At 40.6% G+C, this 12,370-nt stretch carries 8 protein-coding genes; 5 read left to right on the top strand and 3 right to left on the bottom strand.

Annotation, left to right across the window (positions count from 1 at the left end; all coding sequences use genetic code 11):
• Positions 1 to 41 precede the first annotated feature (41 nt).
• Positions 42 to 2,999, bottom strand: coding sequence for a TonB-dependent receptor (locus D0907_RS09590; RefSeq protein WP_118844390.1), 2,958 nt, complete (start codon positions 2,997 to 2,999; stop codon positions 42 to 44).
• A 174-nt stretch (positions 3,000 to 3,173) separates the two neighbouring features.
• Here D0907_RS09590 and D0907_RS09585 point away from each other — a divergent pair, with 174 nt between their 5' ends.
• A complete protein-coding gene (locus tag D0907_RS09585) occupies positions 3,174 to 4,586 on the top strand; it encodes a pectate lyase family protein (RefSeq protein WP_118844389.1) in 1,413 nt (470 codons plus the stop codon).
• Between the two features lie 119 nt (positions 4,587 to 4,705).
• On the opposite strand, the gene D0907_RS09580 is transcribed toward D0907_RS09585, so the two are convergent.
• The gene (locus D0907_RS09580; protein ID WP_074989413.1) at positions 4,706 to 5,104 is read right to left on the bottom strand and encodes a DUF2750 domain-containing protein; all 399 of its coding nucleotides are present in this window, start codon (positions 5,102 to 5,104) and stop codon (positions 4,706 to 4,708) included.
• 632 nt (positions 5,105 to 5,736) lie between these two features.
• A complete protein-coding gene (locus D0907_RS09575; RefSeq protein ID WP_074989412.1) occupies positions 5,737 to 6,318 on the bottom strand; it encodes a TetR/AcrR family transcriptional regulator in 582 nt (193 codons plus the stop codon).
• 126 nt (positions 6,319 to 6,444) lie between these two features.
• On the opposite strand from D0907_RS09575, the gene D0907_RS09570 reads away from it, so the two are divergent.
• The 4 genes from D0907_RS09570 (at position 6,445) to D0907_RS09555 (ending at position 12,289) form a co-directional block, all read left to right on the top strand.
• Positions 6,445 to 7,488: an alkene reductase gene (locus D0907_RS09570; protein ID WP_065978515.1), complete on the top strand. Its 1,044-nt coding sequence runs from the start codon at positions 6,445 to 6,447 to the stop codon at positions 7,486 to 7,488.
• 212 nt (positions 7,489 to 7,700) lie between these two features.
• Positions 7,701 to 10,058, top strand: coding sequence for a TonB-dependent receptor domain-containing protein (locus tag D0907_RS09565; protein ID WP_118844388.1), 2,358 nt, complete (start codon positions 7,701 to 7,703; stop codon positions 10,056 to 10,058).
• Positions 10,059 to 10,115: 57 nt separating this feature from the next.
• Entirely contained in the window at positions 10,116 to 11,243 is a 1,128-nt protein-coding gene (locus tag D0907_RS09560) for an alkaline phosphatase family protein (protein ID WP_118844387.1), read from the top strand.
• Complete coding sequence (locus D0907_RS09555) at positions 11,240 to 12,289, top strand: alkaline phosphatase D family protein (RefSeq protein WP_118844386.1); 1,050 nt, start codon at positions 11,240 to 11,242, stop codon at positions 12,287 to 12,289. The genes D0907_RS09560 and D0907_RS09555 overlap by 4 nt, the downstream gene beginning before the upstream one ends.
• Positions 12,290 to 12,370: the final 81 nt, after the last annotated feature.

The following is a 12,370-nucleotide window of genomic DNA, read 5'->3' as shown; positions in this document are numbered from 1 at the left end:
CGTGTGTTCAGTGATTATTGTTGTTTTAAGTAGTTGAATTATTAGTAGAACTTATAATTCATTCCTAGTTGATATGTCCGACCATAATCTTCTCGTTGATACAAAATTTCGCCGCCAGACTGATCATTACCGGTGAAATAACGAAGATCTGACTCGTCGGTGATATTGATTGCATCAAAGTAGAATGAAAGGTGTTCGTTGAAGTCGTAAGTCGCTTTTATGTCAAAGGTTAATATGTCATCTTGGTAGATATCAGCCCATGTTTTACATGCTTTAGCATCATTTTTGTCTGCTGAAATAGGGCAAGAGCCTACTTGCTCTAAAATATCGGAACGGTAATTACTGATTAGCCTAAGTGACGCTGTTTTATTCTCCCAACCCAGCGCAATATTAGCGGTAATATCTGCTTGGCCTGGTAACGGCATTTTTTCATAGCGTATGGTGTCATCGAGTTTTGACTCACTACTGACGACGGTCATATTACTTTGCCAAAATAAGCCGTTTTCAAAAAACTGGTTATAACTAAGCTCCATACCATATACGGTTGCTTTATCACCGTTTAAGGTGATATCAACTTGATTTATGACTAAGTCTTGTGGAATCGCGAAGTCAGAAACATGATCAACAGGTAATGTAAGAGGTAGCTCATCTAACCCCATTTGAATACCACTGACATCAACAATGAAGTTATCAATATTTTTATAGAAAACAGCTACTTCAACGAATAATTCTTTGGAAGGATACCAACCAAATGAGGCGTCAAAGTTGTCTGATGTCATTGCGACAAGATTTGGGTTACCAACTTGAAGTGCATTGTCGGGCCCCAAAATATAGTTTTGTAATTCTAATGCACTTTGCCCATCGGGTTCGCTATAACATGTATTGGTTGTGGGGTCGCATAAACTGATATCATCATCAAACCGTGCATATCCTCGTGCTTGTTTAAACGAAGGGCGAGTGTAGCTGGTCCATAAAGAGGTTCTAACTAACATCGTTTCATTTGGTTCATAACGAAGATGCATACTAGGGAAGTATTCACTGTAAGTTATTGATGATTCAGGTAACGGAACTGCAATATCTAAGGTATGCTCACCACCAAATGACCAATCGTCATTTTCAAGTGACATAAAACCAGTCGACGAAAACTCGGTATGCGCATAACGCACACCCGTTATTACGCTTACTTTTTCTGATAACTGCAGTTCTGCCATAACATAAGCGGCATACGTGTCCTCGGTGAGTATATAGTCTTCTTTAGTGCTGTCGATTGATACTTCGCCACCGGTGGCATTTTCTCGCGTGATTTTTGTTGAATCAACCATGTACTCAACATCCTGCGCGGACACTAAAGGGTAGGTGAATAAATCACCAGCGGGCACACTATAGTCATAATCGGTAATATTAGAGTTAGCAACAGCGATACAGGTTTCATTACCATCGCAATCATCAGCATTTACCGTATAACTCCAACGATCTTTATCTCTGTAGTGTTCACGTTCGTTGTAGGTGCCTCCAAACTTTATAGAATTTAAAAACTGACTATCAAACTCCTTTTGAAAGTTAAGTTTAAAGCTTGTGATTTCGTCTGTGCGGGTGCTGTCTTCCATGAATAGGTTATCGTATTGCATATTAGAAAGATCGCTTAAATCACCGTCGGCCTCACCAGCAAAAACATCATTGTCTGGGTCAAGCTCAAAACCACCAAGAGCCGCAGCTTCAGAAGGCGTTAATACTTTCGCAGTAATAAAATCACGGCCTGCCTTGCCATAAACGATATTTTCTCGTTCGCGGAATTGCACACGACGATCGCCCACTGATTCATCGTCTGTTTTAGAGTAAGCATATTCATAATCTACGCGCCACGACTCAGCAAAGTAGTTTTCACCACCAAAGCTATAGTTGGTGGTTACAGTTTCACCTTCTTGAATAAAATACTGGTTGTAAACATCAATATCTGAAAGTGCAAACTCCTTAGTTTGTGGGTTAACATAAATAACTTCGTCTTCTTGATCGCCATTATAAAAGTTATAAAATTCACGTTGAGCGATATCGTCGTCGGTGTATTTTGAATAATTACCACGAATATAGTAAAAGCTGTCTTCATTTGGTTTGAATTCGACATTAAGTGTGGCATTGGTACGTTTACGATCCGCTATTTCGCGACGGTTTTCGAGCTGTGCAGGGATTAAAATTTCTTCTGCATTTGCTAATTCTGTTTCAGAGAGACCAATGCCCCCTTTTAAAAAGTTCATATCACGAGAGCTGTGATGACGTACTTCATCGACTTGTGTTTGTCTGTCTTCATAGCTGGCCGCAAAGCCAATTCCAACTTTGTCATCAAATAACAACTGTGTACCATCAATACTAAACTTCGGTGAATGTGCCTCTCTCATTTCATTGTAAGAATCTTGAAGTTTTATTTTCAGTGTATTGTCACCACGGTCATAAGCCGAAATAGCTTTCACGTTTACTGCGCCACCGATTGAGTTTAAGTTCATATCAGGTGTGAGCGTTTTAAACACCTCAATTGCACCAAGAGAGTCACCCGTTATGCCATCAAGGCCGACTTTTCGGTCATCACCTGCACCAGAAAGTTCCGCGCCATTCATATTTACCGACACAAATTTGGGACCAAGACCACGTACAGCTACATATTTACCTTCGCCTTCGCTTCTTTCTAAGGTGACACCGGGAACACGACGTAGAGACTCAGCGACATTTTGGTCAACTAAGTTACCTAAATCATCTGTAGCAATCACAGAGCTAAATGCTTTGCTTTCACGTTCCATTGCTCGGGCTTTTAAATCAGCCTGATAAATGCCTGTTACAGCGATGATCTCCATGTCATCATCTTCATCTTGGGCTTTCTTTATCGCTGTTTTTTCATTACTACTAGACGCTGTTTGCGGTACGGGTTTGGTTGTCTGTGCGTCTTGTGCATAGACGGGCAGGGCAACCAAAAGTGCTGCTGCAATACCGCTGAGTTTTATCGTTTTCATTGTTGTTCCTTTTTAAAAGGCTTTTATTGTGTTCTATTTTCTTTTTAAAAATCCATTTGCCACCGGTGGCAAATGAAGATAACATAAAGTTAACACCGCATTAATTAAACTGTCAATTTTTTAATCAGCATAAAGGCTGGTTTTTTTCTATAAGGTACAAAAAGGTGGGTTTGAATGAAAAGTGAACAATACCGGTTTCGTCGAAATGTCCTATTGCTACTGTTTGGTGCATTGAGTGTGTCACTATTTAGTGCAAATAGTATGGGTCAGTCGTTAACGCCTAGGTCTATTGCCTTTGATGGTGCTGAAGGGTTTGGTAAATTCTCTCGAGGTGGCGCAAAGGGGAAATTGTATATTGTAACGAGCCTCGAAGACAAAGATGAGCCCGGAACCTTACGTTACGCAATTAATCAAAAGCATCCTCGCGTTATTACATTTGCTGTGTCTGGGGTGATTAAGCTGTCAAAAGAATTAAAAGTAAACCACGGTCGAATTACGCTAGCAGGGCAAACCTCTGCGGGAGGCATTACCATTTCAGGTGCGCCATTTACTGTCTCAAATGCAGAGGATGTGATTATTCGGTTTATTCGTTTTCGATTAGGGACATTTAAGGTGGTAGAAGACGCACTAACTGTGCGCAATTCTAACAATGTTATTATAGATCATTGTTCATTAAGCTGGTCTGTTGATGAAACGGGTAGCTTTTACAATAATCGTAATTTCACATTACAAAACTCTATTATTTCATATAGCTTAAACGACTCTATTCATCCTAAAGGAAAGCATGGTTATGGTGGTATTTGGGGAGGAGCTAATGCCTCTTTTATTAATAATATAATAGCAAATCATGCAAGTAGAACTCCCCGTATAAATGGACATAGACTAAAATCTCCTTACCCTTACACAGATGAATTTATCGAAGTGAGTAATAATATTATTTTTAATTGGGGACACAATAATGTGTATGGCTCTGAGAATGGGCGATTTAATCTGATAGCGAATTATTACAAACCGGGTAAAGCGAGCAAGCGCATTCAATTTGCGGATATTTGGTTCTCCCCATTCATTAGCAAAAACCAAGCTTATATCGCTGGAAATATTCTAGAAGGGTACCCAGAGTTTGATGATAAAAACTGGTTAGCTGTCAATTATAGAAATAAAAAAGAAGGGAAACGTATCGCCAGCCAAGCAAACAGCCCTTGGTTGAGTGATAAAAAAATTATAGTTGAGAAAGAGTCTGATTTTAAAGCAAAGAATGCGAAGCAGGTGTTTTATGACATCGCACAAAATCAGTTAGCGGGAGCGAATAGAAATGCACATGGCGTGTTCATAGACAGCATTGATCAGTTAGTTTATGACCAACTCAATGACAAGCGTCCCGTAACAGGGGATGGGTTAATTAATCATGAACTTGACGTTATTCCTAGCTGGCAAGCGTATGAAGCTCAATTTAAAGATGTTGCTGTTGTTCAAGATAAAAATAACGACGGTATTGCCGATAGCTGGTTTGCACAACAAGAAGCGGTGTTAAAAACATTAAACGAATCACAAAAATTAGAATTATATTTAGAGCATTTAGCAAAGTAGTCAATAATTTTTGTTAAATTTGCAGGATTAGGTATTTTACGGATTGGTATCATAGCCTATCGGTAAATGCCGCATAAAAAAGGGAGCTATTGCTCCCTTTGTTAAGTTATAAGCATGATTTAAAAACGTCTTTTTGGCACTCTTAGTTGCGAGTCAAATTCGTCAGGGAATAAAATAGTACCGTCATCTTGTTCAGTTGGAAAAACGGCAATCAGTAAGTCATCTTGTTCAAGACCTGGCGTCCAGCGGCTCAACCAATCTTTGACGGGTATCGCTTTGGGCTCGCAATCTTGCCACTCTCCGGTTGCCCAACTTTGTGCAAACTCACGGCTAGGCCAAACGGGTACGCAGTCATCGTCTTCATTGGTAAGCATTACACAGCCGTGCTCATCATTAAGGATCCAAATCTGTTTAAATTCGTGAACCATTTCAAACATATAAGCGAGTCGTTTTTTTGTACCAAGGGCAAGGATTTCGTCTAATTCTGTTTCAACACGTTTTGCAGTTGCATTATTCATGACAGGCTCACTCTTTTTAGTTATACACAGTATCATCTTAATCATAAGGTGATAAATTAATATGACAAGTAATAAAGCGATTATCTCTGTGCAATGAATGGTGGTTAATGCGCCTTCCCGGCTATTAACGTAAGCGGCAAGCCATTGGTGCATTCGCTGTTTATAAATTAGATAGTTGTTGGTTCGGTATGTGTTGATTTTGCACTTATCGATTTAGATTTAAGTAACTGAAATCGTTCACTGGAAGGTGGCACCAATGCAAAAGATAAATCATTTATCCACGAAGAATTAATATTAACAGTGACATAAGCAGGGTACACGTGCACTTTTTCTACAATAGTAATCGTGCTGATAACGCTGTGAGTTGGGTTGTCAGGAAGGGGCAAATTTTCGGGATGAGTAAACCTACAAGGTGGGATTATGGGGCAGGACAGTTAATTTAACACTGAGCTGTTCAATGAAGTCATGGTTACTTGCTGTGATTGTAAATATATATTTTCCAGGCTCAGTTGCTTTATGTGTATGTGTAATAAGAGAAAAGTGGTCTCCTAAATTGATCTGCTTTTTTGTAAGATAACTATTCGCTATTGGTGTGGCGACATAGTAGTTATTAATAGTGCGAGTGCCGTGAGTTAATTAAGAAGGGCACAATATAAATCATCGGCAAGCAGCTGTAGCGCTTTCGGATCGCTATTAGTGAGCGCATAAGTACGGATACCATAAATACCCATAACTAAAAAGCGCGCCAATTGCTGCGCGGTTTTACTGCTTTTAAATTCGTTGTTATCAAGGGCTTTTTGAATTTGTTCGGCAAGTGTATTTTCGTAGGCATTTAAGTTGCCACGTAGCACGCTGCAAATTTGTGGATCGTTGCCTTCTACCTCTGAAATACTCTTGGTGAGTAAGCACACTTTTGCTACTTCGCCTTTGATACACTCATCAACAATGAGGGACAGATAATTTTTAAGTGTCTCTAAAATAGGCTGTTTATTATGAAATAACGCTGTGAACTGTTGATTACGATCTTTTTGATATTGTTCTATTGCTCTTAAAAATATCGCTTTTTTATTGCCAAAGGCGCCGTACAGCGAACCGGGGTGAAGGCCAGTAACGTGCGTTAGTTTTTGCATGCTGGTTTTAGCATACCCAAACTCCATGAAGGCTAGCATGGCTTGTCTTAACACATAGTCATTATCAAATTCAGCGGTTCTCATTACGTCAACTTTTTGAGGTCATTATTTGCAGTCTACTTAATCTTGAACAAATATTCAAAAATAGCCTTGAATAATGATTCAAGAATCCCTATCTTGAATGTACATTCAAAAATAATTGAGACATTTATGGCTACTGATTTATTAACTCCCTTTAGGTTAAACGACACTATTGAATTGCAAAACCGTGTATTAATGGCACCGCTTACGCGCTGTATGAGTGATGATGATTTAGTCCCCACTCAAGCAATGGTTGACTACTATGCACGCCGTGCTGATGCCGGTTTAATCATTAGTGAAGCGACAATTATTCGCCCTGATGCACAGGGTTACCCAAATACCCCAGGGCTATTTACCAGCGAACAGATTCAAGGCTGGAAAAAAGTCACCGATGCAGTGCATGCGAAAGGCGGCAAAATGTTTGCTCAGCTTTGGCATGTAGGGCGTGTGGCTCACCCTCATTTTTTTGGTGGTGATGTACTTGCTCCTTCGGCAATCGGTGTAGAAGGGTCTGTGCCACGCATGCGTGAATTAACTTACGTGACACCAAAAGCAGCAACCATTGAAGACATTCAAGGTTTAATTGCTGATTACGCTAAAGCGGCTGAAAACGCTATAGAAGCGGGCTTTGACGGAGTTGAAATCCATGGTGCAAATGGGTATTTAATTGATCAATTCTTACACTTTGCTGCCAACCAACGCGATGACCAATACGGTCAAACACCAGAAAATATGTCACGTTTCGCCTTAGAGGTGGTAGATGCTGTAATCGCAGCCATTGGCGCAGATAAAACAGCATTACGTTTATCTCCGGGTGCATATTTTAATATGAGTGAAGATAACCGCGATAAGGCCGTGTTTGATTATTTATTAACAGCGCTTGAAAGTCGCAATCTTGCCTATCTTCATGCGGGTATTTTTGATGACAGCATGCGTTTTGCAAGCCTTGAAAATAAAACGACATCTGAATACTTACGCAGTGCATATAAAGGTACATTAGTGGGCGTAGGTAGTTATACGTTTGAGTCAGCTAATCAGGCAATCGATAACAACCAATTTGACTTAATCGCGATTGGGCGCCCCTTTATCGCAAACCCAGATTACATTAGTAAAGTTACCCATGGTGAAGCATTAACACCTTACAGCGAAGAAATGCTGGCAGAACTTATCTAATCTACCTCTAATACAAAACGCTCAATCAATTGATGAACCGTTGATCAAATTGAGCGTTTTTTAATACTTTCTTATTTGTTAAACAGTTCAGTCTTAAATCTGCCATCAGATTGCATTAATTGTTTAATTGTTGTGTCAAAAATTTTGACCTTAAATGTCACATCACCTTTGCATACTGTGCCCGCTTTTAAATACGAAACCTTGGAAAAACAATGAGCACAGTGAATATAAAAACAAAGCTAAGCCTTGTGATCGCAACGCTTTTAGCAACATCGGCAAATGCAAACAGTAATAATGAAATTGAAGAGGTCATCGTTGTTGCAAAGCCAACCAGCTATGCTAATAACATGATTGAACCTGCGATGCTTGAACAACAAAGTTCAGTATCAAGCGTGTTAGGGGTTATTGATAACTTACCAGGTATTAGCATTAACGAAGGCGATGCATTTGGTGGTGACGATTGGTCAACGACCATTTCTATGCGTGGCTTTAGTATTGATGGTAACCAACAACAATTAGGTATGACTATCGATGGTATCCCAAATGGCGGCTCTAACTATGGCGGTGGTGCGAAAGCGAACCGTTATTTAGACAGTGAAAACTTAGCGACTGTCGAAGTAGGGCAAGGTACTTCTGATATTGCGTCAGCTTCACTGGAGGCATTGGGCGGTACTTTTAATTTTGTCAGCCAACAGCCTAGCACAGAGCAAAGCACCACGTTTGCCTACACAACAGGCGATTATAATGCCAGTCGTTATTTTGTTAAGCATGAAACAGGCACTGTTTTTAATAACACCCAAGCGTACATCAGTTATTCACAAACTGACACAAGCCGTTGGATAGGTGATGGCAGTAATGGTGGAAAAGACAATCAACACATCGAAGCAAAGTTTGTATCGAACTTTAATGACTTAACGGTAACGGGTCGTGTTTCGTATGATGATGTTAGCGAAACGAACTACAATAGCATCAGCATTACAGAGTTTGAACAAAATCCCGAATGGGATCGCTTAACGTGGAACTGGACAGGCATCCCACATTTTGACCAAATGTTCGCCGAAGGTTGGGGGACGTTACGTGAGAACACCTTAGCTTATGTGAAGTTTGATTATGCATTAAGTGCGACATCAAACCTGAGTTTGTCACCTTATTATCATAAAAACTCAGGCCGTGGTGATTGGATCCCTCCTTATTTAACCTCACCGGTTGATGCGGATGGTAACTCAACAACAATGGGTGGCGAAAATGCAGGTAGTTATGGGTTTACCGACAGTGAAGGTAATCCACTTGCCCCCGCAGCAGATTGTACAGCTAGTTTGGAATGGCCATGGGCATCGGGCCCAGGTTTAAACCCCGCATGCTACTCAGACGATGCAATTCCTGTGATGTCATATCGTCATACTCATTATAAAAAAGACCGTTTAGGTATGACAGGTGAGTATCAAGTTACATTGGGTGCACATGATATTGAAGCGGGCTTTTGGTTTGAACAAACAGACCGTGATGAATCTCGTGATTGGCACAAAGTGATTGATGCACGCGTGTATCATCATTTCGATCAGACTCCATACTGGACACAGTACAAAAACACTTTCGAAACCGACACCTTCAAATGGTACGTTCAAGATTCAATGAACTTAGGTGATTTCACTCTTAACTTAGGTGCTAAACAATATCTTGTTGAGCTTCAGCGTTATAACCATTTTGATGACGAATACTCAGATAAAATTGACAGTGATTCAGACATACTATTCAGTGGTGGTCTGTTATATCAGTTATCAACAAGCACGGAACTTTTCACTAGCTACAGTGAAAATTTTGCCGCAATCAAAGATGGCGTGCTTGAGCGTGACGACTCAACCCTGACTGAAATCGAACCTGAAACCGCAGAAAATATCGATCTAGGTGTACGTTACAGTGATGAGCGTTTACGTTTAACTGCAACGGCTTACAGTATTGAATTTGATAACCGCATTACTTTTATTGCCCCAGGCAGTGATACCGATGGCATTGACTACACCATTGGTACGAATGGTTCTTATATTAATGTCGGCGGTATTGAATCAACAGGTTTAGAGTTATCGGCAAGCTATATGCTAACCGATAAATGGAATCTATATACTTCATATACTTACAATAACTCTGAGTATCAATCGAACGACCCAAGCGCTTACAATAGTGACGGTGAATTACTCGAAACAAAATCAGCAAGCTTTAAAGCCGGTGATGAGGTGATTGACTCGGCGCAGGACTTATTTGTTGTCTCGGCAGATTATTACAGTGGTGATTTCCGCTTTGGTTTATCTGCTAAATACACAGGTGAGCGTTTAGGTGCATGGACCGATGAGCAAACTCGTGCGCGTAATAAAGTAGATGCATACACATTAGTCGATTTAAACATTGGTTATAATACAAGCCTTGACTCTGGAGTGTTTAAGTCACTTGATCTTGCATTTGTGGTTAATAATTTGTTTGATAAATCTTATTTATCAGGCGGTACTGGAAATGGTTCTTCATACTTTATCGGTGCACCACGTACTGCAGCGTTAACACTTACAGCGCAGTTTTAAATAATACGCCAACTTGAAAACAGCCCATCATTGATGGGCTTTTTAGCAGGAAATATGATGAAAAAATTAATGACAGCGACAGTTGTTTTTGTTGCATCAATATTCAGTGTATGGGCGAAATCGGCCGACAATGTCGTATTAGTGACTCTGGATGGCTTACGCTGGCAAGAAGTGTTTTCGGGAGCCGACAAAGAGCTCATAAATAACAGTGATTTTGTTGAAAATAAAGATGAGATAACCGCACTTTTTTGGCGTGAAAATCAAGCCGAGCGCACTAAGGCACTCATGCCATTTTTTAGCCAAACGCTTACTACACAAGGAGTGTTAATTGGCGACAGAAGCCAAGGCTCATTGATATCGGTGAGTAATCCATGGTACTTCTCATACCCAGGTTACAGTGAGATACTAACGGGAATCGTTGATGAAAACATCGATAGTAACGATAAAATTGCTAACCCGAATAAAACCATTTTAGAACAGCTCAATACATTACCAACATTTAAGGGCAAAACAGCCTTATTTGGTAGCTGGGATGTGTTTCCTTATATTGTTAATCGAAAGCGAAGCGGGGTATTTGTTAATGCCGGCTTTGAATCGTTTGATGCGGTAAACTCTGCAGAGGTGACTTTACTTAATCAGCTGCAAACCGAAATCCCAAGCCCGTGGCATAACGTGCGCCTAGACAGTTTTACTTACCGATTTGCTAAGCAATATTTACTTAATAAACAGCCGCGTTTATTAGTGATTAGCTTAGGCGAAACCGATGATTTTGCGCATAACGGTAAATACGATGCTTACTTAAAGTCGGCTAAACAAAGTGATGCGTTTATTCGAGACCTTTGGCAAACCATTCAACAAACACCGGGTTATAAAGACAACACCACTTTGATTATTACGACAGATCATGGTCGTGGTAGCCATGCTGATGATTGGCAACACCATAGCTCACAGCGTGCTTTAGCGCATTCAGCGCAGGGAAAGCAACGCTTTCCAAACGGTATTGTTGGCTCTGACCATATTTGGCTTGCAGCGATAGGCCCAGACATTAAAGCGAAAGGCTTGATAAAACCTGTCAGTGAGCTTAAACAAGCGCAAGTAGCGGCAACTATCCTGACTATTTTAGGAGAGCAGAGTACGCAAATTAATCCAGCAATGGCATCGCCAATCAAGGAAATTTTAAAATGACTGTAATTAATAGCGTTTTCTCAGGTCTATTGCTGCTAGGTACGGTGAGTGCGATTGCAGCGCCAAGTAAGATTTTGTTTGGCTCATGTGGCCATCAAGACAAACCCATTGCTATTTTTGATGCTATTAACAAAGAGCAAGCCGATTTATTTATGTTTTTAGGCGACAATATTTATGGTGATACTGAAGACATGGCTGTGCTTGCTGAAAAATATCAGCGTTTAGGGCAAAAACCAGGCTTTAAAACCTTACGCGCTAACACCCCAGTGATTGCAATGTGGGATGACCATGATTACGGTGAAAATGATGCCGGCAGCGACTACCCTCAAAAGCAGCAATCACGTCAAATCATGCTCGACTTTTGGCAAGAACCGGCAAATTCAGCACGCAGAACACGCGCTGATGGTATTTACACTTCATACACTTATGGTGAAGGAGAGCGCACAGTAAAAGTTATCATGCCTGATTTACGCTTTAATCGGGCGCCGTTAAATCAGGTGTCAGCCACAACGTACCAACTTGAGCGTAAACCTGCCAAACAAGGGCCTTATAGCCCATCGACTGATAAAAAAGCCTCAATGCTAGGTGAAACTCAGTGGCAATGGCTTGAAAATGAGCTTAAGTCTGATGAAAAAATTAAAATCATCGCCTCGAGCTTACAGTTATTAGCCGATTTTACAGGCTGGGAGTCATGGGCTAATTATCCCGCTGATCGGGAACGTTTATTTGCGCTCATTAAAAAACACAAAGTAAATGGCGTGATAATAGTCAGTGGTGATACGCATTGGGGTGAGTTGTCAAAGTATCAGCAAGGGCTTGATTATCCTTTGTATGAGATGACCAGCTCCGGGCTTACTGAAAAGTGGAAAGACGTCAGCCCAAATAAATATCGTGTTGGTGATTACACTCATGAAGTTAATTACGGTGATTTATCAATAGATTGGCAAACGACGGATCCACGTATTCGTATTGCGCTTAAAGGTATAAATGGTAAAGAGATACTGCACACAGAGTTTGTGTTATCGAGTATTAGCCCGTACCAATAATCGATGCCTGCAACGTGGATTGAGCCATGTTTGCAGGTATTTCTCTCTATCCCATCTAATTAAAATATCTTACACTGTGTC

The sequence above is a fragment of the Pseudoalteromonas lipolytica genome (assembly GCF_003515105.1).
GTDB lineage: Bacteria > Pseudomonadota > Gammaproteobacteria > Enterobacterales > Alteromonadaceae > Pseudoalteromonas > Pseudoalteromonas lipolytica.
The sequence above is the reverse complement of the archived record's forward strand: the minus strand, read 5'-3'. Positions and strand labels throughout refer to the sequence as shown.

Coding starts and splice junctions, on each gene's coding strand:
- D0907_RS09590 (WP_118844390.1), bottom strand. CDS start 2,999: ATGAAAACGATAAAACTCAGCGGTATTGCAGCAGCACTTTTGGTTGCC.
- D0907_RS09585 (WP_118844389.1), top strand. CDS start 3,174: ATGAAAAGTGAACAATACCGGTTTCGTCGAAATGTCCTATTGCTACTG.
- D0907_RS09580 (WP_074989413.1), bottom strand. CDS start 5,104: ATGAATAATGCAACTGCAAAACGTGTTGAAACAGAATTAGACGAAATC.
- D0907_RS09575 (WP_074989412.1), bottom strand. CDS start 6,318: ATGAGAACCGCTGAATTTGATAATGACTATGTGTTAAGACAAGCCATG.
- D0907_RS09570 (WP_065978515.1), top strand. CDS start 6,445: ATGGCTACTGATTTATTAACTCCCTTTAGGTTAAACGACACTATTGAA.
- D0907_RS09565 (WP_118844388.1), top strand. CDS start 7,701: ATGAGCACAGTGAATATAAAAACAAAGCTAAGCCTTGTGATCGCAACG.
- D0907_RS09560 (WP_118844387.1), top strand. CDS start 10,116: ATGAAAAAATTAATGACAGCGACAGTTGTTTTTGTTGCATCAATATTC.
- D0907_RS09555 (WP_118844386.1), top strand. CDS start 11,240: ATGACTGTAATTAATAGCGTTTTCTCAGGTCTATTGCTGCTAGGTACG.